Genomic DNA, 21,000 nt, shown 5'->3' on the forward strand with positions numbered 1-21,000 from the left:
TTAAGAATATAATAAAAAATGAATCATTTTGCTGCTTAAATATTGTGTCATACATCTAATTTTTGCTGTTTTTTCAGTAATGCCTCTTGTTGTGTCATTAGTACAATATGATAAAGATACTGCTGAATTGGTATTGATAGCTTCTAATGAGATTCTAGAAGTAGATTTTGATTTTGAAGAAAATTTTGAAATTCACTTTAATAAATGCTTTTCCGTTCTTAAAGAACAATATGTAATTCACAAGACATTAACTTTTCAAATGTTATTACAAGAGCCTATTTATCTTAATAAGCTGTCTCCTCCGCCTGAATATATTTAATTATTATTTTTATCTTCTTTTTATTAGAAGATGTTAAGAGTTATTAATAGCTTCAAGCATCTTTAAAGAATGAGGCATTTTAAAATGTTTACATTCTGATTTTTAACCAAAAAATAAATAGCATGGATATTAAGAAAATATTCGAGAACAACAAAGAGTGGGTACAGGAGCGTTTGGGAACAGAGCCAGATTACTTCAAAAAATTATCTCAGGGGCAATCTCCGGAAATTCTTTACATAGGATGCAGCGATAGCCGTGTTTCTTCTGAAGAGCTAATGGGCGTAGGTCCTGGTGACGTTTTTGTGCATCGTAATATTGCAAATATGGTACCCAATACAGACCTTAATTCTATGTCTGTAATCAATTATGCTGTAGAGCATTTAGAGGTTAAACACGTGGTTGTTTGTGGTCATTATTATTGTGGTGGTGTAAAAGCTGCTATGCAATCTGCAGATTTAGGGCTTTTAAATCCTTGGTTGAGAAACATTCGTGATGTGTATCGTATCCATCAAGAGGAGTTGAGTCTTATTAAGGATGAAGAAGAACGCTACAAAAAATTTGTAGAGCTTAATGTTCAAGAGCAGTGTGTGAATGTGATCAAAACAGCAGATGTGCAGAAGGCGATTCGCAACAGAAATCTTACTGTTCATGGTTGGGTATTTGATATTCATTCAGGAAAATTAATTGATCTTAAAATTGATTTTGATGCTATCTTAGAGCATATTATGGAGATTTATAGATTAGATGAATAACATAATAAAGAATCGAGAGCAGAATATTTGTTCTCGGTTCTTTATCCCTTTTATAACTGTATTGAAGCGTAATTAACCTATTAAAAACTACTACTATGTTTAAACATTTAAAGAGCGATTTACCATCAAGTATTGTTGTATTTTTTGTAGCGCTACCGTTGTGTTTGGGTATAGCACTTGCTAGTGGAGCGCCTTTATTTTCAGGTCTTATTGCAGGTATTGTAGGCGGTATTATAGTAGGAGCTTTAAGTGGATCTAGTCTGGGGGTAAGTGGTCCTGCTGCGGGTCTTTCCGCAATCGTTTTAGTTGCGATTTCAAGTTTAGGAGGTTATCAGAATTTATTAGTTGCAGTAGTTTTAGGTGGAGTCATTCAATTGTTGTTTGGAGTACTTAAAGCAGGGATAATAGGGTATTATTTTCCTTCTTCAGTAATTAAAGGAATGCTCACCGGCATAGGTATCATTATTATCTTAAAGCAAATCCCTCATTTTTTTGGGTATGATGCAGATCCTGTAGGAGATTTAGCATTTGCTCAGGTTGATGGAAGAAATACATTTTCTGAAATAGCTAGAATTTTTGACGGAATAAGTCTTGGAACAACTTTAATTGCTGTAATAGGTATGGCAGTTTTGGTTCTATGGGAGTCGATTTTAGGTAAAAAAGGGAAGATTTTCAAATTAGTACAAGGGCCTTTAGTGGCTGTGGTTCTGGGTATATTATACTTTGTTTTTACTCAGGATTCTGAAACTTGGGGTATATCAAAAGAACACCTCGTAAAAGTGCCTGTTCCAGATGATTTTAATTCATTTATTGGTCAATTTACATTTCCTAACTTTAAAGTTATAGGGGAACCACAAATCTGGATAACAGCTTTTACAATTGCATTAGTTGCGAGCTTAGAAACCCTTTTGTGTGTTGAAGCAACAGATAAGTTAGACCCTAAGAAGCGAACAACTCCTACCAATCGAGAACTTTTTGCACAAGGAGCTGGTAATATTATTTCAGGAATGATAGGTGGTTTACCGGTTACTCAAGTAATTGTGCGCAGTTCGGCTAATATTCAATCAGGAGGGCAAACAAAAATGTCTGCTATTCTTCACGGTTTTTTATTGCTCATTTCTGTGATTTTTATTCCTAATGTTTTAAATCTAATCCCTTTGTCTGTTTTGGCTGCTGTGCTATTACTTGTGGGGTATAAGCTGGCAAAACCAGCAACATTTAAACGCATGTGGGGTTTAGGATGGAAACAATTTGTGCCATTCATAATGACCATTGTTGGTATTGTTTTTACCGATTTATTAATAGGAATCAGCTTGGGTCTCGCAGTAGGAGTTGTAATTATTCTTATTAAAAATTATCAGAATTCTCATTTCTTGCATATCAGAAAAGAAGAAAAAACGGGTCAAGAAGTAGTGAAAATGACTTTAGCCGAAGAGGTAAGTTTTATAAATAAAGGTGCTATTTTAAAAGAATTAAATAAGTTGGGTGAGCACTCATTTCTTGAAATTGATGTGCGTAAAACGCGCTATCTAGATCAGGATATTATTGAAATTCTTGATGACTTTAGGTATAGGGCAAACGATAAAAATATTGACATTAAAGTAATTTCAGAGCGTGGAACTATTGAAAACCCGGATGATTATGAGAAGTTTTTCAATAAAGACAAAAAAGAAAATTTAAAGGTTACCGGATAAAACCTTCATTAAAAATCCCCGAGTAATTAGCTCGGGGATTTTTAGTTTTACGCAGATTGTAGTTCTAAGGAGTCTTCTTGATCCTGATCATTTCTGTCTCTAAACTCATCAACTTCCTTTAAAATACTGGGAAGGAATGACGGACCTAAAGGTTGTATGGTTTTATAGAGAACAGATTCTTCTTTTGTTTCTTCATCTATAATATTTAAACTGTTTGTCATTGCAGCTAGAAACATAATGATGACACTGAGAATAAAAGCAGTTTTCAATAGGCCAAAAATTCCACCTAAAATTTTATTTACAATACCCAGCATTGCAAATGAAGCCACTTTGGTAAGAACTCTTCCTGCTAAAGTGATCACAAAAACAATAATAATAAAGGTTATTGCAAAAGCAGCGAGATTTATGGTTTGCTCACTCCAACTTACTTTTTCGTTCAAAAATGTTACAGCATAATATGAGAAATGAATAGCGCCATAAACACCCAGAATTAAGGCGATAAGAGAAGCTACTTCAATAAGCAGTCCGTTTTTTAGACCTTTAAAAAGACCAAAAATCAGTAAAATTCCAATTACGATATCCAGATAATTCATAAGTTAAAGATACTATTTTGATCAATATACCATCTTGCAATGCTGAAGTCACGAGGAGTATACTTAATCATTAGTTAAATTATAAGGGTTTAATGATTAGTAAACCTACGTGTGGTATTAGATTGTAGCTTCTTACCTATATTTGCGGCATGGCAAGAGATGAACAATTAAAAGAGCGTTGGGAGCAGATCGTGAATAAACTTTCTGCCCGTTTTGCAGATGGAGAACAATTAGATCTGGATGCTATTATTTACCTAATTGGTGTTCAAGAACTGGGCAAGCCGGGGATGCGTTTTAAAAAAGATGATAAACTCAATTTGATGCATATAGCAATATGCAGATTACTGGAGCCTTTTGGGTTTTATAAGTTTGATTTTCAAGATGAAGATGGTTGGCCTCATTATGAGATGTTAGAGGCTTTACCTCCTCTAAAGGCTGGTGAACAGACGTTATTGATGAAAGAAGCGATAGTTCAATATTTTGTTGAAAAAGAACTCGTTCACTAAAGAATTGAAACCTTTGAGTTTGTCTAAACCATGCTGTTAAATCTAATTCAGGATTTTTTTCCTAACGATACGGGTCCAATATATAAAGAGACAATTGCAGGTAGATTTCCTGTTGAGCCGTTTAATACGTACAGCAATCTAGTCTTTCTGTTTATTGTCGTTTACTTTGGTGTAAAAATTTACAAGAAGCCTAAAAATCAATGGTTTTTGATGATCGCTTTGCCTTTTATATTTATAGGCTATGTGGGCGGTACATTATATCACGGGCTGCGTAATGAAGAAGCATGGTTGCTTTTAGATTGGGTTCCTATTCGGGGATTGAGTTTTGCAGCAGTGCTGTATTTTATTTTTAAATGGAAAAAAACCTGGAGAAAACGTCTTGTTTTTATTGGCTTAATAGGTGCAGCATTTATCGGCTTGAGGTATTTACCGCTTCCGGTTAAATTAGAACACAACATAGGTTATCTTATAAGTGCATTGAGTATTTTAATTCCTGTCATAGGGTATTTAATAAAAACGAACGGACGACACCTTAGACCGGTGGTAACAGCATTTGTAATCTTTAGTCTTGCAGTTTTATTTCGTTTTTTAGATAAAAGGCTTGATTTTGAATTTTTCTGGATGGGAACTCACTGGCTTTGGCATCTTCTGGGTGGTACTGCAGTATTCTTTATTCTGCAATATATTTACCGGGACAATAAAGCCCAAGCCACTGATATTTCCTAAATTTGTGGCTTCTGAAATCGCATAAAGCAATACCCCAAAAAGGTATTTGTAATGCAAAAATGAAGCAGATTAAAACCCGAAGACGGGATTGAAGCAGAATTATGTTAGATAAAATAAAAGAATTAATTGCCGAAGCAGCGGCCTTTAACACAACCTCACTTGAAGAAGCGGAAGCTTTTAGAATTAGATTTTTAGGAAAAAAAGGATTGTTCAATCAGTATTTTTCTGAATTTAAGCATATCCCTAATGAGCAGAAGAAAGAGTTTGGGCAAACGATGAACACGCTTAAAACTGTGGTTCAAGATAAAGTAGACGCGCTTAAAGCAAGTCTAGAATCCTCAGAAGAAAAAGGTGTTTATGGTGATTTGACCAGACCCGGTGCTGCTATCACTTTGGGTTCACGTCATCCTATTTCGATTGTAAAAAATCAAATTATTGATATCTTTTCAAGAATAGGATTTGATGTTTCTGAAGGACCGGAAATTGAGGACGACTGGCACAATTTTACAGCGCTAAACCTACCGGAATATCATCCGGCTCGTGACATGCAGGATACGTTTTTCATTCAGACAGATCCAGACGTTCTGTTGCGTACGCACACTTCATCTGTACAGGTACGGTATATGGAAGGCAATAAACCGCCTATACGTACGATTTCTCCCGGTCGCGTTTTTCGTAATGAAGCTATTTCGGCGCGTTCACACTGCTTTTTTCATCAGGTTGAAGGTTTGTATATAGATAAAGATGTTTCGTTTGCAGACCTTAAGCAAACGCTTCAGCATTTCACCACAGAGATGTTTGGTAAGAGTAAAATACGTTTAAGACCTTCTTACTTTCCGTTTACAGAGCCTAGTGCAGAAGTTGATGTGTATTGGGGATTAGAAACAGAAACCGATTACCGAATGACCAAAGGAACCGGTTGGTTAGAGATTATGGGGTGTGGTATGGTTGATCCTAATGTGTTAGAAAATTGCGGTATAGACTCTAAAGAGTATAGCGGTTTTGCATTTGGAATGGGGATAGACCGTATCGCCTTATTATTGCATCAAATATCAGATATACGTTTGTTGAGCGAAAATGATCTGCGTTTCTTAAATCAGTTTAAGAGTGCCTTGTAATACCTGATTCAATTTAGAAAATTTAAAAATTTACTATGAAAAAGTATATTGTAATTGCGATACTTCTTATCGCGCTAGCTGGTGTAGCCTATCTGACTTTTGTCATAGCAGCGATTAAGATAGTTATAGGAAGCATTTTTCTGGGTATAATGGCGATTGCGCTATTAGCCTTATGGATTATGTGGAAGGTTAACGACGACTAGTTATGCGCAAAGACATCAACATTCCTGAAGTTGCAGACGTTTATGTGGCAGCGGTCAAAGAATTTAACGAGACACATCGCACAGATGATTGGAATGCTTATATCGTAAACGATTCAGACGAACCATTAGAACTTGTTCTCATTGTTTCTAATGGTTATAATGAGAAGAAGAAAACCAGCCTGATGCGTCATAAATTGCAAGTTCTTCCTGCGAAGTCTTTTGCTAAAATCGAGTTTATAGAAGATAGTGTTTTAGAGCTCACTAATGAATTTGCAGTCACTTATTTCCTAGACGGAAAAATGTTTGAAAAAACCTTTGTCTTTAAAGCCGGAAGCATCAAAGATGAAAACAAAGCTCCGGTACCTTCGATGCTGAAAGAAGGTGTGCTGGCTGAGTAATTATCAATCAACCTTTTCTGTAAGCTTAATAAACGTCTTTTTAGGATCTTTTCCTTTATAAAGTATTTCGTAAACGGCATCAATGATCGGTGTTTTAGCTCCTAATTTTTCATTTATTTTATACGCACTTTCCGCAGCATAATACCCTTCGGCCACCATACTCATTTCCATTTGAGCGCTTTTAACCGTATATCCTTTCCCTATCATATTGCCAAACATTCTGTTGCGGCTAAAAACAGAATAACCGGTTACCAATAAATCTCCCAAGTAGGCAGAATCATTGATGTTACGCTTCATTTTGTGGACTTTCTTGATGAATTTTTTCATCTCTCTGATTGCGTTACTCATCAATACACTCTGAAAGTTATCACCGTAACCCAAGCCGTGTGCGATTCCGGCAGCAATTGCATAGATATTTTTAAGCATCGCGGCATATTCTGTACCTATGGTATCATCACTTACGGTGGTTTTGATGTACCAGCTTTTAAGGTGGTCAGCAACCACTTGAGCATGTTCTTCATCAGCGCAAGCGATCGTTAGGTAAGAAAGACGTTCAAGCGCTACTTCTTCTGCGTGACACGGGCCTGTTATCACACCGATATTTTCAAAAGGAATGTCATATTCTTTGTGAAAATGAGCACCAACAATCTGACCCGTCTCGGGCACAATTCCTTTAATTGCCGAAAAAATAATCTTGTCTTTAAAACTGGCGGTGACTTTCTCTAATTCTTTACCCACAAAAGCAGAAGGAACTACAAAAATAAGGTAATCTGCATATTCTATAACCTCATTAATGTCATTACTCAGTTTCAATCGGGTGGTGTCAAACTCTACGGCACTCAGATAATTAGGATTGTGTTTTTCTCTTTTTAGATGCTCAAGAGCATAAACGCTGCGCATATACCAGCCTACTTCTTCCACATTTTCTGAAAGCATTTTTACAATCGCTGTAGCCCAGCTTCCACCTCCTATAACACCAAATTTTAAGGCCATAATTTTTGATTTTTCCACATTGTGGAATTAAAATAGATCGTGATCTACACCACTTGTAAACTCAGTTACCGCAAGGTTTTAACTGAATTTCATTATTCAAAATTTAAGATCTAAAGGTACAGATTTTAGACCGCACCTAAAATCTTGAAAACCACTTTAATATTTTTTTGGCACGCGGTTTGAATATGTTAAAATACAATTCAGAGCATGACGTCAACGCTAAGAATGTAATTGCAGCTCTTGCAACAGTGAGAGTAATAAACTTAAAAACGAACGATTATGAGAACACTAAAACTACTTAGCGGATTTTTATTAATATTTACTCTATTTACTTCGTGTTATACAGATGTATATGTAGCGGATGAGGTTTTAGAACCGGTTGTGCCACTTTCTAGAGTGCTTAGTGATTATGAACTTTGGTATGTAGATATCAACCAGACTCAAGGTAATGGCAACATTCCTTTTATGGAAAAAGCTTTCACACTGTCTTTTTTAAACGGAACCGTAATGGCAAATAACAATCTGGCAGGGATAGGTGATCAGGGTAGGGGTTATGGTATAGAGGTGGGTTATTATGATATCTTTGATTATGATTTAGACATCAGTCACGATATAGATGGTTTTTATTCTTTTGAAATAAAAGTATTGAATAACAACACACTTGAGTTGTACAACAGCTTTTCAAATACTTCATTTATATTGAAAGGATACCAGCGTAATACGTTTGATTATGACCGGTTGTTTTATGATAACATTCATTTCTTTTTGCAGGAATACGCTGCTTGGGAAAAAATATATACCAGTTCTACGGGCTCAATTAATGAATTTGATGCAGAAAACTTCTTGCAGTTTTTACCAGCAAATTCAGGAGGAAATTTTCAGAGCTCACAGGATGTTCGCGGTACATCTACAAATAACTTGTATTGGGATTATACCGGTATTTACGAAGTGCAGAATGTGCAGAACAATGCGTTATTAAAAACGTTGACTTTAGACTATAACTATTTCGCAAATGAGTTTTTTGAACTTTCAATAGTAGATGATGCAACGATTGCTTTGTACCACCCTTCTTCAGGAACAGAATACCGTTTTAGAGGTAAAGGTTACATTCAATATAAAACACCTTCAGAAGGTAAGAGTCGTTTAAAGCAAAGCGAAATAGAACAAAATATTAAGACGATAAAAGCGTTAGCTAAATAAGCAATAGAAGATTTTTTTTTGGTTGGTTAGTTGAGATCGCCCTGTTGAGTTATTCTCAGGGCGATTTTTATTGGCACCGCCAAAAGGTTTAATACCCCAAGGCTTGCCTCAAAATTGAAAATTTGTTTCTAACGAATACCTCGTGAGCCTTCCCCGAAGTATTTTACTAAGAATCAGCTGTAAACATTCACATACTTTTAGGTAGGCATTATTAAGGGTTTAAGACGGTATTTTGTAAATTGAATCTTTATAACGCAAACTAACTCTAACTAAAGAACACAAAAATGGGATTATTTTCATTCATTAAAAATGCCGGAGCAAAAATAGGTATCGGTAAAAGTACTGCTGAGGAAGCTGCAGAAAAAAGGGCTGAAGCCGCCGCAGCAAATAAGAAGGCAGAGGCTTCTTTAAAAGAAACTATAGGCGATTTAGGTCTTGAGGTTAAAAACCTTAATATTTCTATTGATGGTGAGAAAGCAACAGTAACGGGGAAAGCTGCTGACCAGACTACAAAAGAAAAAGTTGTACTTGTTGTGGGTAACGTAGAAGGTATTGCTCAGGTAGATGATCAGATGGATGTTGAGCATAAAGAACCGGAAGCACAATTTCATACAGTAGAATCTGGTGATACATTGAGTAAAATCGCCAAGAAATTCTATGGAAATGCCATGAAATACCCTGTAATATTTGAAGCTAATAAGCCAATGCTTAAAGATCCAGACAAAATATATCCTGGTCAAATGCTGCGAATTCCAAATTTGGATTAAGTATAAAACCATATAAAAAAAAACTTCCGTTTAAACGGAAGTTTTTTTTATTTGTAAAAATTCATTTGATCTATATAGCTCCAAACGGGTTGAGGCAATAAAGGGCGACAATTTTTACCGTCTTTTATCGCTTTACGAATAGCTGTAGACGAGATCTCAACAACCGGAGCTTCAATAATATGAATGCGATCGTTATTCAATAATTCATGTTGCGTTTGATCTTCACCGTCTGCAATACGTGGATATACATAAATCTCGTGATGTTCTAAGATTACCTCATAATTCTTCCATTTATGAAGTGTGCGCAGATTGTCTTCGCCCATGATTAGGCAAAACTCGTGTTGTGGGTATTTTTCCTTTAAATGCGCTAGCGTATTACTTGTGTAGTTGGGTTGTGGTAAATTGAACTCAATTGTGCTTGCTTCAATCTTAGGGTATTCTTCAACAGCTTCTAGCACTAATTGATACCGATGATTGTTATCCAGAAGTGTTTTTTTCTTCTTAAATGGGTTGTGAGGGGTGATTACCATCCAGATCTTGTCAAGGTCACTGTATTCTGCAAAGTGATTCGCAATGATTAGATGACCTACGTGCACCGGATTAAAGGTCCCAAAATAAAGCCCAATTTTCATAACTACTCTTTGATGTGCTTTGTGACTAGTTCATAAGCTTCTTCAAGTGCTGTATCTAGATTATTATTTTCTATGATATAGTCAAATTGTGGGGCTGTGGCAAGCTCTATACTGGCTTTTGCAACGCGCATGTTGATGCGGTCTTCACTTTCGGTCTTGCGTTTTTTAAGTCTTATTTTAAGCTCTTCAATACTTGGAGGCTTAACAAAAACAGCCAGTGTGCGCTCTGGGTATAACTTCTTAATATCTAAGCCACCTACAACATCAATATCAAATATCACGTGTTTGCCTAGCTTCCAGATTCGTTCTACTTCACTTTTTAAAGTTCCATAGAAGTTATCGCGATAAACTTCTTCCCACTCTAAAAACTCATCATTTTTAATACGTCTTTTAAATTCTTTGAGTGAGAGAAAATAATAATCTACTCCGTGTTTTTCATTAGGTCTTGCTTCGCGTGATGCTGCAGAAATACTGAACTCTAGATTTAATTCTTTTTTTTCAAGAAGCCATCTTACGATGGTGGTTTTACCACTTCCGCTAGGTGCAGAAAAAACGATGAGTTTTCCTGTATCAGCCATTTTAAAGTACGTTTAGAAGTTGTTCTTTAATTTTCTCTAGTTCATCTTTCATACGCACTACAATCTGTTGCATGGGCGCATAATTAGACTTAGAGCCTATTGTGTTGATTTCCCTTCCCATTTCCTGACTTATAAAAGCAAGTTTTTTACCATTAGAATCCTCAGAATTCAAAGAGCTTATAAAATACTCCAGATGATTGCTTAAGCGTACTTTCTCTTCAGTGATGTCGTATTTCTCTAAATAGTATGTGAGTTCTTGTTCAAAGCGGTTTTCATCAACCTCGGCTTTAAGATCGCTAATGGCTTTTGTAAGACGTTCACGCACGCCTTGCATACGATCTGGATCTATTTTAATGACTTCCTCAAGATTTGAAGAGATGTTTTTGATACGAAGTTCAAAGTCTTCTTTAAGAACCTTTCCTTCATCAGCACGATATGTTTCTATCGCATTTAAAGCCTCATTAAGACCGTCTAAGACCGTTTGGTATTCTTCTTCGTCAATCTCGTCACGCTCTGTCTTGAGGGCGTCAGGCAAACGTGTTGCTATTTTAAGAAGCTCAATAGATGCAGCGTCAGGAGTAAGCGCTTGCAACTGCTTCATATATTGTTTGACGACATCAGTATTTATAGAACTGCTAGTTTCTTCGCCATTCAATTCAACATAGAGACTAAAATCTATTTTACCACGCTGCAACTTTTGAGCAACCAGATTTCGCAATTCTAGTTCTTTCTCTCTATAGAAAGAAGGAATTCTGGCATTAAGGTCTTGGTTTTTACTATTCAGGGATTTAATCTCAATAGTAATTTTTTTGGTGGGAAGCTGGCTTACAGATTTCCCAAAACCGGTCATAGATTTAATCATGCAATAATTTTAAAAACGCAAAGATAGCAAAACCTATCGGGTTGCTCTTATGGTTAATTTTATCAATTAAATTAAAATCCCGCATATAAAATATACGGGATTATCTTATGTTATAATGAAACTATTTGTTACAACTTACGCAACCAGATATTTCTAAAACTTACAGGATTACCATGATCTTGTAATTTGATAGGACCTTCCCCATGTGCAGGATTTTTAGGCTTTCCTATATATTCTGTAGTTCCTTTTATCTCGGTGTTGTCTTGTACTAAAACTCCGTTGTGTAAAACTGTTACAGTAGCCGATTTAGTTTTAGTTCCATCAGCATCAAATTCTGGTTGATGGTAAATAATGTCATACGTCTGCCATTGCTCAGTAGGTTTTGTAGCATTTGCTAACGGGATACTTTGTTTGTAAATTGCAGTTGCTTGTCCGTTAGAATAGGTTCTGTTTTCATAACTGTTAAGCACTTGCACTTCATACAAACCTTGTAAGAAGATACCGCTGTTTCCACGACCTTGACCTTCGCCCTCAATAACTTGAGGAGCTTGCCATTCTATATGCAGCTGCATGTCTCCAAAACTCTCTTTAGTTTGAATATCTCCGGTACCTCCTACAACAGTCATAGAACCATCTTGATTGATTTGCCAAGGGGCATTTACAACAGATTCTTTAGTGCTTTCCCAGGCATCTAAGTTTTCTCCGTCAAATAAAACGATTGCATCAGAAGGGACACCTTTGTCGTTAAAAGAAACTACAGCCGGTTCTGGCTCCCATACTTCGGTAGCTTCAGGGTCTGTGATAGGTGCTTCTGCGGCTGCTGTTGTAGTATCCTCAGTAGTTGTGGTTACCTCATCGTTCTTTTTTTCTGCGGACTCATTACAGGAGAAAAGCATACCTGCAGCAAGAAAAGGAAGGATTAGATTTCTGTTCATAATTTAAAGTTTTTTAATTTTTATGTTTTTGAAGGAAACCTGATGTCCGTGATCCTGTAATGCAAGAAGGCCGGTTTCGGCTTTGCCAAAAGCTTCCCAATCTGCAAATTTAGAGTCAGCTACCATCGCTTTCCATTCTTCACCTTTTACAGGAAAAGTCACAACCTCCTCACCGTTCATTACAATAATACCTTCATTGTTAGTGTAGTCAATTGTGATTTCATAACTATTCCACTCTCCTGCCGGATTTACCACACCTTCAGGGGCAGCAATCATATCGTATAAAGCTCCAGAACGGTGTGTAGTTCCTGCTTTTGCATCTGGATGACGCTCATCATCTAAGATCTGGATTTCAGGACCTGTGTAATACGGTTCGTGATATTCAGGGTTTTCTTCAACAGCCCACATAATCCCACTGTTTCCGCCTTCAGAAATCATCCAGTCTAGGGTTAAAACAAAACTTGTGTATTTCTCATTGGTAACCAGGTTTTCTGTTCCTTCTCTGTTTTCAGCAGGTGTAAAAACTAAGGCATCATCAACAATTTTCCATTGTGTTGGCGCTTGGCCATTATATGCGTGCCATTTGTCTAGATTACTCCCATCAAATAAAACCTCCCAATCGTTATCTTCGGGCTGGGTTTCTTCGGTTGTTGTTTCTGCGATATTTTTTGCTTCGGTCTTTTCTGTTTTTTCTTTACAAGAAGTAAAAAGCGCCATTGTCAGACCAACAGATAAAATTAGTTTTTTCATAGTTTGATTTAATTTATTCCTAGAATGCGTTTTAATTTAGCTTCATCTGTTTCCGCTCCTGCGAAATCATCAAAGGCTTTTTCTGTAGCTTCAATAATATGACTGGCGATAAATGGAGCGCCTTCTCGAGCTCCTTGCTCAGGAGATTTGATGCAGCATTCCCATTCCATAACAGCCCAAACGTCACAGTTGTATTCAGTTAATTTTGTAAAAATTGTTTTAAAATCTATCTGACCATCACCCGGAGAGCGGTAGCGACCGGCGCGGTCAATCCAATCTCCATAACCACCAAAAGCTCCTTTTTTTCCGGTTGAATTGAATTCTGAATCTTTTACGTGGAACATTTTTATATGCTCGTGGTAAAAATCTATGTATTGAATGTAATCTAATTGCTGAAGCACAAAGTGACTGGGATCGTATAAGATATTTACACGTTTGTGATTTCCGGTAGCTTCTAAAAAGCGCTCAAAAGTCACCCCGTCGTGAATATCTTCTCCCGGATGCACTTCATAACACACGTCTACACCTTGCTCATCAAAAGCATTGAGTATAGGCGTCCAGCGGTTTGCCAGTTCTTTAAAACCAAGCTCAACCAAACCCGGTGGGCGCTGTGGCCACGGGTGAAAGGTATGCCAAAGCAGGGCGCCGCTAAATGTACCGTGAACGTCTATCCCTAAATTTCTACTTGCTTTTGCAGCATACATCAATTGATCTACTGCCCAGGCCTGACGTTTTTTAGGATTGTTTTTGTAACCGTCTGGAGCGAAATTGTCAAACATCTCATCATACGCAGGATGCACAGCAACCAGCTGCCCTTGAAGGTGTGTACACAGTTCGGTGATTTCTAGTCCGTAGCTGTTTACCTTACCTTTAAGTTCGTCGCAATACGTTTTACTTTCTGCGGCTTTTTTAAGGTCTATTAATCGGGTTTCCCAAGTGGGTATTTGAACCCCTTTATAGCCTAATTCGCTCGCCCATTTGCACAATCCGTCTAACGTATTAAACGGTTCTTTATCATCCATAAACTGAGCAAGAAAGACTGCAGGGCCTTTAATGGTTTTCATAGTTTTTTAAATTTTATAAAAAACAAGCGCCTCAGCGAGACGCTTGTTTTAAGTTGTTATTCCGTTAAGCTTACCCAGGCGGCATTGTTATCATTAGAAGCAACAGCAGCATAAATAAACTGCATACCTCTTAGGCCGTCATCAATGGTTGGGAAATCTGGTCGCTCGCTAAAAGTTGCGCCTTCTTTTACCGCAAGTACTTCTTTGGCAAAGCTTCTGTAAATTGTAGCAAAACCTTCCAGATATCCTTCAGGGTGTCCCGCAGGAACACGTGTATATTCGGTAGATTCTGCGTAAGTACCGTTTCCGCCAGGTGTAAATATTTGTTTTGGTTTATCTAACCAATACGCGGTTAATTCATTAGGATTTTCCTGACACCAAGCCACGCTACCTTTAGTACCGTAAACGCGAATGGCAAGATTGTTTTCTTCACCGGTTGCAATTTGAGAGATACTCAAGGTTCCTTTTGCATTGTCTTCTAGACGTAACAAAATATTACCATCATCATCCAGTACACGGCCGGCACCAAAACTAGTTAGATCTGCAGCCAGTTCTACGATTTTCTTTCCGGTAATGTATTCGGTTAGATTTTCGGCATGAGTACCAATGTCTCCAAGCGCACCACCAATTCCAGATTTTTTAGGATCTACTCTCCAAGAAGCTCCTTTGTGTTCTGTTTCTTCAACAGCAGTAGACATCCACCCTTGTAGGTACTGTACAACTACTTTGCGAATATCACCCAGTTCGCCATTTGCTATCATCAAGCGAGCTTGTTTGACCATTGGATAACCGGTGTAGTTATGTGTTAAAGCAAAAACTTTTCCGCTCTTTTTTACTACTTTTTGTAACTCAAAAGCTTCTTCCAGACTTAGGGTTACAGGCTTGTCACAAATCACATGAAAGCCTTTTTCTAAAGCCAATTTAGCCGGAGGAAAATGCATATGATTAGGGGTCACTATAGCCACAAAATCCATACGTTCTGCTTCAGGAAGTTCTGCTTCTTTTTCGACCATTTCCTCAAAGCTTTTGTAAGCACGCTCTGGAGCAACGCCTAAAGCTTCGGCAGATTTTAGACTGCGTTCCGGATTACTACTAAAAGCACCGCAAACGAGATCAATCATTCCGTCTATTCTAGATGCACGTCTGTGTACATCGCCTATAAAAGAGCCTTGGCCGCCACCGACCATTCCCATTTTCAATTTTTTCATTTTATAAATGTTTTTCTTCTACTTTTTCGTTCTTGAAGAATATAGCAAAAAGAACCATAACAGCTACAGCAAATAGTACCGGAAATGTCCAAATGCCATTCCAGTCGTGAACTCCTTCGCTTAAGAGATTGCTATCAGTCACTTTACCAGCTACATAAAATCCTATAAGCATACCTACACCATAGGTCGCCAGTGTGATAAGACCTTGAGCAGAACTTTTGAATTTTTCTCCTGCTTTGCTGTCTGTGTAAATCTGACCAGAAACAAAGAAGAAATCATAACAAACCCCGTGAAGCGCAATACCAATGAAGAGCATAAATACGAGTTCGTCTGCATTACCATACGCAAAGAGTAAGTATCTAATGGCCCAAGCAGCCATACCTAGTAATAAGGTGTATTTAACACCGAATTTTTTAAAGAAAAGCGGAAGCAAAAGCATAAATAATACTTCTGAAACCTGACCGATTGCTGCTTTTGCAGTTGAACCTTCCATTCCTATTTCGGTTAAGAACGGACTTAAATTCTGATAATAAAAAGCAAGCGGAATGCAGATCATTATTGAAGAAGCAAAGAATACTAAGAAGTTTCTGTCTTTCAATAAAGAAAGTGCGTCAAGACCAAGAATATCTCGTAAACCTACTTTTTCACCTTTAGCTATAACTGGTGGTGTTTTAGGTAACGTAAAACTGAAAACTCCAAGTACAGCTGAAGCAATTGCAGTCATCAAGAATGTATTTTTAAGAGCACCAGCAGCGAGCGCTTCTGTAGTATCCCAGAAAAATACGTAGCTAATTACAAGACCGGCAATAATCCATCCTATGGTTCCAAAAACACGGATATAAGAGAATTCTTTTGCAGGATCTTTAAGTTGTCTAAAAGAAACAGAGTTTACCAAAGCTAAAGTGGGCATAAATGCAATCATATAACCTAAGACGTAAGGATAGAATTCTGTAAAGTTTTCTGAATAGGCCATCTGATACATTAAAAATGCACCTATAATGTGTAGAACTGCTAAAATACGTTCTGCATTAAAATAGCGGTCTGCAATTAGGCCAATTATAAACGGGGCAATAATTGCACCCCAAGATTGTGTTGAAAATGCAGCTCCTATTTCACCAGCACTGGCATTAAGATTTTGACCCATAAAAGTTCCTAGTGTAACAAACCAGCCGCCCCAAATAAAGAATTCGAGGAACATCATAATGGATAGTTGTACGCGAATAAATGATTTCATAAAATATTAGTTAAGTTTTTGAGCTGCGGAAAGCAGCAATTCTTTAGTTAGTAGTATTCCTTCTTCTGGTGTGTGATTTTCACCTTCATATTCAACACCTATAAAACCGGTGTAACCGGCATCTTTTACGGTTTGCAGAATGCGGGTAAAATTCATTGAAGTTTCTTCGCCGGAATCATTAAAGTCATACGTTTTAGCGCTAACAGCTAAAGCTTTAGGCATCATTTCTTCAATGCCTTTGTATTTATCATATTCTTTAACACAAGGAGCACCCCACATTTCACCATTTTCCCGTTCCATACAGAAGTTTCCAAAATCGGGTAATGTGCCACAGTTTTCTTTATCAATAGCAGTGATGACTTCCATAAGGAGTGCTGCATCTGATGAGTAACCGCCGTGATTTTCTACAGTAACTTCAATATTTTGTTTAGCCCCATAATCTGCAAGTTTACCCAGACCATCAATGGCACTATTTTTCCAGACTTCTTTATCTGCAGCACCGATGAGGTTTACACGAATGGCGTGACAGCCTAAATATTTTGCAGCGTCTACCCATTTTTTGTGATCTTCTACGGCTTGGTTGCGTTCAGATTCTGACGCTGCTGCCAGATTGCCTTCGCCATCAACCATAATGAGTACATTTTCTACTTGAAATTCTTGGCTTTTGGCTTTCATTTTAGGAAGAATAGAATCGAGTGCAATTTTATCGTTATCGTAAGTTTCCATTAAAGGAGTATACAATTGACTTACATATTCGATTCCTTCAAAACCCATTTCGTGTGCTTTTTCAGCAAAATCTAAGGGATCCATTTCACCACTTCTTATGGCTTCATTTAGGGACCATTGAGCAAGTGAAATTTTAAAAAAAGGCTGTTTTTCGGTTACTACAACGCTTTCATTTGTATTTTTTTCAGTTTTTTTTTCGCTTTTACACGATAAGACAGCTACTGAAATAAGAGCTGCCAATGCGAGTTTAACGTTCATTGAATAAGCAATTTAGGTTGTTTCAGTGGGGGTGTCTAAAGGAACCCGACACTGATGAAATATATAAGTTCTCTAAATTATACTTTTTTTGGTTTAACTAAAAAATAACTTAAAATTTATATATTTGATAGCATAGGCTAGATTATATTATCAAAAACTAAATAAAAGTGAGTAGTATTAAACCTGAAGAAATGTACGATGCCATTGTGGTAGGTACAGGAATTAGTGGTGGCTGGGCCGCCAAAGAATTGTGTGAAAATGGTCTGAAGACTTTAGTTCTTGAGCGGGGTCGTATGGTAAAACATATTGAAGACTACCCGACCATGAATATGGATCCTTGGGATTTTAAATATAAAGGACAACCCACTAAAGAAGAAGAAGCTAAGCAGTTTAAGCAAGCTCGTACCGGTTATACTACAAACAAGGCTCACAGCCATTTCTTTGTGAATGACTTAGAGCATCCTTATAACGAGACGAAGCGTTTTGACTGGATGCGTGGATATCACGTAGGTGGTCGCTCTATTATGTGGGGACGTCAAAGTTACCGTTTGAGTGATATTGATTTTGAAGCAAACAAAAAAGAAGGTATAGCTGTTGACTGGCCTATACGTTATAAAGATATTTCTCCTTGGTATGATAAGGTTGAAGAATATATTGGTGTAAGTGGTGAAAACTTAGGTTTACCACAATTGCCTGATGGTAATTTTGGGCCTCCAATGGAATTGAATTGCGTTGAAGAGCACCTCAAGAAAAACATGGCGCAGAATTATAAAGACCGCTTACTTACTATAGGACGTACAGCGCATATCACCTATACAGATAAAACTTTTGAGGGTCGTTCTGCTTGTCAATACAGAAATCGCTGTATGCGTGGGTGTCCTTTTGGGGCTTATTTTAGCTCTAATTCATCTACTTTACCAGCTGCAGAGCGTACCGGTAATATGACGTTAAGACCCTTTAGTATTGTAAGTGAGGTTATTTATGATGACACTACAAAGCTTGCCACAGGAGTTAGAGTTATTGATGCAGAGACTAAAGAAGAGCTGGTTTTCAATTCAAAAGTTGTTTTCTTGTGTGCATCAGCAATCGCTTCAGCGTCTATTTTAATGCAATCTAAATCAGATCGTTTCCCTGAAGGATTGGGTAATGATAGTGGAGAATTGGGTCACAATATTATGGATCATCACTTTAATGTAGGAGCGTCTGCAAAATTTGATGGTTTTGAAGATAAGTATTACAAAGGTCGTCGTGCAAACGGACTTTATATTCCCAGATTTAGAAATGTAGGTGGAGATTCAGATCAACCAAACTTTAAGCGTGGTTATGGATATCAAGGTGGAGCAAGTCGTGGAGACTGGACCGAAGCAATTTCAGAAATGAAATACGGTGAGGATCTTAAGAAAGCTATTTCTGAACCAGGAGGATGGACTATAGGGATCAATGCTTTTGGTGAATGTCTGCCTTATCACGAGAATAAAATGACCTTAGATTATGATAAAGTAGATAAATGGGGATTGCCAACTATTACTTTTGACGCTGAGTGGAAAGAGAACGAATGGGAGATGCGTAAAGATATGAAACAGCAGGCGGCAGATATGCTAACTAATGCTGGCTTTAAAGATGTGCAGACTTACGATAACCCGGGTGCACCTGGTCTAGGTATTCACGAGATGGGAACCGCTCGTATGGGTAGAGATCCTAAAACTTCTGTTCTTAACGGAAACAATCAACTGCATGCTGTACCTAATGTGTATGTTACAGATGGTTCTTTTATGACTTCAGCGAGTTGTGTAAATCCCTCATTAACCTATATGGCATTTACTGCAAGAGCAGCTAACCACGCAGCAGAACAATTTAAAAACGGAAAATTCGCTTAATTATGAAAAGAAGACAAGTATTAAAAAATATAGGTCTGGGCGCTGGTTATGTAGCCGTTGCTCCAGCAGTTTTTAGCTTATTGCAAAGTTGTAAGAGCGAACCAAAAAATGAATGGCAACCTGTTTTCTTAAATGTTGCTAACGGTTTTGCTTTAACTCAGGTTTTGGATGTGATTCTTCCTAAGACTGATACCCCAGGAGCATCCGAATTAAATATAGCTCAGTTTATAGATAGCTATATGAACGAAGTTGCGGGTGATAATCAAAAAGAAGAATTTAAATCAGGTGCAAATGCATTTGCGTTGAGTTTTAAAGAAAATTTTGATAAAGAAGTGAATGACGGTGAAGCTGTAGATTTTGAAAAAGCTGTTGCTAAATATTTAGGAGCAGATAAAGAAACTCGTGATGGTTATGTGAAGCGAATTTCAGAAACTCAGGATCCTGATGCTCCTGAAGCAGATTTTGATGCGCATGCCGGTTCTTATGCATATCTTAATGCAGTAAGAGATTTAGGTATCTGGGCTTGGAAAAACAGTGAAGCTGTGGGCGAAAACGTACTTTGGTACGATCCGATCCCGGGAGCTTATATAGGTTGTTTACCCGAATCTGAAGCTGGTGGTGGCAAAGTAATGTCGTTGTAATGAAGCGTAGAAATTTTATACAAAAAGGAGCCCTTAGTGGTTCCTTTTTGGCTTTAAGTGGGCCAAACCTTTTTGCGATGCAATTAAACGGGACTTCTAATCATCAATTCAACTTGAATTATGCTCCTCATTTAGGGATGTTTAAAAACCTGGCAGGAGATGACCCTATAGATCAGTTGAATTTTATGGCAGATCAGGGCTTTACTGCTTTTGAAGATAATACGATGCGTGAGCGATCTGTGGCTTTGCAAAAGCAAATGGCAGATGTGATGCAAAAACGGGGTTTACAAATGGGCGTGTTTGTAGCGCATAAGATCTATTGGACGGAGCCTAATCTTACCAGTGGTAAAGAAGATAAGCGCGACGAGTTTCTGGCAGATATTAAAGCTTCTATAGAAGTGGCTAAGCGCGTTAATGCAAAATGGGTGACCGTTGTGCCGGGTTATGTAGATATGACGCAGGATATCAATTATCAGACGGCTCATGTAGTAGAGAGTTTAAAGCAAGCTGCTGCTTTATTAGAACCTCACGGAATCACAATGGTTTTAGAGCCTCTTAATTTTTACAATCACCCGGGGTTGTTCCTGAAGGAGAGTCCACAAGCCTATCAAATTTGTAAAGCGGTAAATAGTCCTTCGTGTAAAATTCTCTTTGATGTGTATCATCAGCAAATTCAGGAAGGAAACTTGATTCCTAATATAGATGCCACCTGGGATGAGATTGCATATTTTCAAATGGGAGATAACCCGGGAAGAAAAGAGCCTACTACAGGTGAGATTAATTATAAAAATATTTTTAAGCACATTTATGAAAAAGGCTTCACCGGTGTTCTGGGCATGGAACACGGTAATTCTATGCCGGGAGCAGCAGGAGAACGGGCTGTCATAGCTGCTTATGTAAGCTGTGATGATTTTTTGTAAACAGCTTTTACCCCCAAAAAGAGGCTTCAATCGAAGCTTTTTTTTG

At 37.6% G+C, this 21,000-nt stretch carries 24 protein-coding genes; 13 read left to right on the top strand and 11 right to left on the bottom strand.

Annotation, left to right across the window (positions count from 1 at the left end):
• Positions 1-91 precede the first annotated feature (91 nt).
• From BUB91_RS01290 to BUB91_RS01300, 3 genes are all read left to right on the top strand, one after another.
• Positions 92-319 (top strand): hypothetical protein, encoded by a 228-nt coding sequence (locus BUB91_RS01290; RefSeq protein WP_128759273.1) that lies wholly within the window; start codon positions 92-94, stop codon positions 317-319.
• 122 nt (positions 320-441) lie between these two features.
• Positions 442-1,071: a carbonic anhydrase gene (locus tag BUB91_RS01295; protein ID WP_073096002.1), complete on the top strand. Its 630-nt coding sequence runs from the start codon at positions 442-444 to the stop codon at positions 1,069-1,071.
• Between the two features lie 95 nt (positions 1,072-1,166).
• On the top strand, positions 1,167-2,765 hold the full coding sequence (locus BUB91_RS01300) for a SulP family inorganic anion transporter (protein ID WP_073096004.1): 1,599 nt from the start codon (positions 1,167-1,169) through the stop codon (positions 2,763-2,765).
• A gap of 47 nt (positions 2,766-2,812) precedes the next feature.
• Here BUB91_RS01300 and BUB91_RS01305 read toward each other — a convergent pair whose 3' ends face one another.
• A complete protein-coding gene (locus tag BUB91_RS01305; RefSeq protein WP_073096009.1) occupies positions 2,813-3,358 on the bottom strand; it encodes a CvpA family protein in 546 nt (181 codons plus the stop codon).
• 149 nt (positions 3,359-3,507) lie between these two features.
• Here BUB91_RS01305 and BUB91_RS01310 point away from each other — a divergent pair, with 149 nt between their 5' ends.
• The 5 genes from BUB91_RS01310 (at position 3,508) to BUB91_RS01325 (ending at position 6,309) form a co-directional block, all read left to right on the top strand.
• Positions 3,508-3,864 carry a hypothetical protein gene (locus BUB91_RS01310; RefSeq protein ID WP_073096013.1) on the top strand — a complete coding sequence of 119 codons (357 nt, stop codon included), beginning with the start codon at positions 3,508-3,510 and terminating at the stop codon, positions 3,862-3,864.
• A 30-nt stretch (positions 3,865-3,894) separates the two neighbouring features.
• A complete protein-coding gene (locus BUB91_RS01315; RefSeq protein ID WP_073096017.1) occupies positions 3,895-4,590 on the top strand; it encodes a hypothetical protein in 696 nt (231 codons plus the stop codon).
• A 101-nt stretch (positions 4,591-4,691) separates the two neighbouring features.
• Positions 4,692-5,708: a phenylalanine--tRNA ligase subunit alpha gene (gene pheS / locus BUB91_RS01320; protein WP_073096021.1), complete on the top strand. Its 1,017-nt coding sequence runs from the start codon at positions 4,692-4,694 to the stop codon at positions 5,706-5,708.
• Between the two features lie 35 nt (positions 5,709-5,743).
• On the top strand, positions 5,744-5,911 hold the full coding sequence (locus BUB91_RS20870) for a hypothetical protein (RefSeq protein WP_164917809.1): 168 nt from the start codon (positions 5,744-5,746) through the stop codon (positions 5,909-5,911).
• 2 nt (positions 5,912-5,913) lie between these two features.
• Positions 5,914-6,309: a hypothetical protein gene (locus BUB91_RS01325; protein WP_073096025.1), complete on the top strand. Its 396-nt coding sequence runs from the start codon at positions 5,914-5,916 to the stop codon at positions 6,307-6,309.
• Between the two features lie 3 nt (positions 6,310-6,312).
• Here BUB91_RS01325 and BUB91_RS01330 read toward each other — a convergent pair whose 3' ends face one another.
• Positions 6,313-7,302, bottom strand: coding sequence for an NAD(P)H-dependent glycerol-3-phosphate dehydrogenase (locus tag BUB91_RS01330; protein ID WP_073096028.1), 990 nt, complete (start codon positions 7,300-7,302; stop codon positions 6,313-6,315).
• Positions 7,303-7,581: 279 nt separating this feature from the next.
• Between BUB91_RS01330 and BUB91_RS01335 the strand changes: the two genes are divergently transcribed.
• Together BUB91_RS01335 and lysM are read left to right on the top strand one after the other, a co-directional pair.
• Positions 7,582-8,502 carry a nicotinic acid mononucleotide adenyltransferase gene (locus BUB91_RS01335; protein ID WP_073096030.1) on the top strand — a complete coding sequence of 307 codons (921 nt, stop codon included), beginning with the start codon at positions 7,582-7,584 and terminating at the stop codon, positions 8,500-8,502.
• Positions 8,503-8,786: 284 nt separating this feature from the next.
• A complete protein-coding gene (lysM, locus tag BUB91_RS01340; RefSeq protein ID WP_073096033.1) occupies positions 8,787-9,269 on the top strand; it encodes a peptidoglycan-binding protein LysM in 483 nt (160 codons plus the stop codon).
• 47 nt (positions 9,270-9,316) lie between these two features.
• Here lysM and nadD read toward each other — a convergent pair whose 3' ends face one another.
• The 9 genes from nadD to BUB91_RS01385 all read right to left on the bottom strand — a co-directional run bounded on the left by nadD (position 9,317) and on the right by BUB91_RS01385 (position 17,516).
• Complete coding sequence (gene nadD / locus BUB91_RS01345) at positions 9,317-9,901, bottom strand: nicotinate (nicotinamide) nucleotide adenylyltransferase (protein ID WP_073096035.1); 585 nt, start codon at positions 9,899-9,901, stop codon at positions 9,317-9,319.
• 2 nt (positions 9,902-9,903) lie between these two features.
• The gene (gmk, locus tag BUB91_RS01350) at positions 9,904-10,479 is read right to left on the bottom strand and encodes a guanylate kinase (protein ID WP_073096037.1); all 576 of its coding nucleotides are present in this window, start codon (positions 10,477-10,479) and stop codon (positions 9,904-9,906) included.
• 1 nt (position 10,480) lies between these two features.
• Positions 10,481-11,341 carry a YicC/YloC family endoribonuclease gene (locus BUB91_RS01355; protein ID WP_073096038.1) on the bottom strand — a complete coding sequence of 287 codons (861 nt, stop codon included), beginning with the start codon at positions 11,339-11,341 and terminating at the stop codon, positions 10,481-10,483.
• A 128-nt stretch (positions 11,342-11,469) separates the two neighbouring features.
• Entirely contained in the window at positions 11,470-12,276 is an 807-nt protein-coding gene (locus BUB91_RS01360) for a 3-keto-disaccharide hydrolase (protein ID WP_073096041.1), read from the bottom strand.
• Between the two features lie 3 nt (positions 12,277-12,279).
• On the bottom strand, positions 12,280-13,026 hold the full coding sequence (locus BUB91_RS01365) for a 3-keto-disaccharide hydrolase (RefSeq protein ID WP_073096043.1): 747 nt from the start codon (positions 13,024-13,026) through the stop codon (positions 12,280-12,282).
• 8 nt (positions 13,027-13,034) lie between these two features.
• Positions 13,035-14,090, bottom strand: a complete 1,056-nt coding sequence (locus BUB91_RS01370) for a sugar phosphate isomerase/epimerase family protein (RefSeq protein ID WP_073096045.1) — start codon at positions 14,088-14,090, stop codon at positions 13,035-13,037.
• Positions 14,091-14,146: 56 nt separating this feature from the next.
• Positions 14,147-15,298 (bottom strand): Gfo/Idh/MocA family protein, encoded by a 1,152-nt coding sequence (locus BUB91_RS01375; RefSeq protein WP_073096048.1) that lies wholly within the window; start codon positions 15,296-15,298, stop codon positions 14,147-14,149.
• 1 nt (position 15,299) lies between these two features.
• Positions 15,300-16,532 (bottom strand): nucleoside permease, encoded by a 1,233-nt coding sequence (locus BUB91_RS01380; RefSeq protein ID WP_073096050.1) that lies wholly within the window; start codon positions 16,530-16,532, stop codon positions 15,300-15,302.
• A 6-nt stretch (positions 16,533-16,538) separates the two neighbouring features.
• A complete protein-coding gene (locus tag BUB91_RS01385) occupies positions 16,539-17,516 on the bottom strand; it encodes a sugar phosphate isomerase/epimerase family protein (RefSeq protein ID WP_073096053.1) in 978 nt (325 codons plus the stop codon).
• A 191-nt stretch (positions 17,517-17,707) separates the two neighbouring features.
• Between BUB91_RS01385 and BUB91_RS01390 the strand changes: the two genes are divergently transcribed.
• The 3 genes from BUB91_RS01390 to BUB91_RS01400 are packed head-to-tail and all read left to right on the top strand — an operon-like array spanning position 17,708 to position 20,954.
• Positions 17,708-19,393, top strand: a complete 1,686-nt coding sequence (locus BUB91_RS01390) for a GMC oxidoreductase (RefSeq protein ID WP_073096391.1) — start codon at positions 17,708-17,710, stop codon at positions 19,391-19,393.
• A 2-nt stretch (positions 19,394-19,395) separates the two neighbouring features.
• Positions 19,396-20,034 (top strand): gluconate 2-dehydrogenase subunit 3 family protein, encoded by a 639-nt coding sequence (locus BUB91_RS01395; RefSeq protein ID WP_073096055.1) that lies wholly within the window; start codon positions 19,396-19,398, stop codon positions 20,032-20,034.
• On the top strand, positions 20,034-20,954 hold the full coding sequence (locus BUB91_RS01400; protein ID WP_073096057.1) for a hydroxypyruvate isomerase family protein: 921 nt from the start codon (positions 20,034-20,036) through the stop codon (positions 20,952-20,954). The genes BUB91_RS01395 and BUB91_RS01400 overlap by 1 nt, the downstream gene beginning before the upstream one ends.
• Positions 20,955-21,000: the final 46 nt, after the last annotated feature.

The organism is Leeuwenhoekiella marinoflava DSM 3653, assembly GCF_900129005.1.
Classification (GTDB): domain Bacteria; phylum Bacteroidota; class Bacteroidia; order Flavobacteriales; family Flavobacteriaceae; genus Leeuwenhoekiella; species Leeuwenhoekiella marinoflava.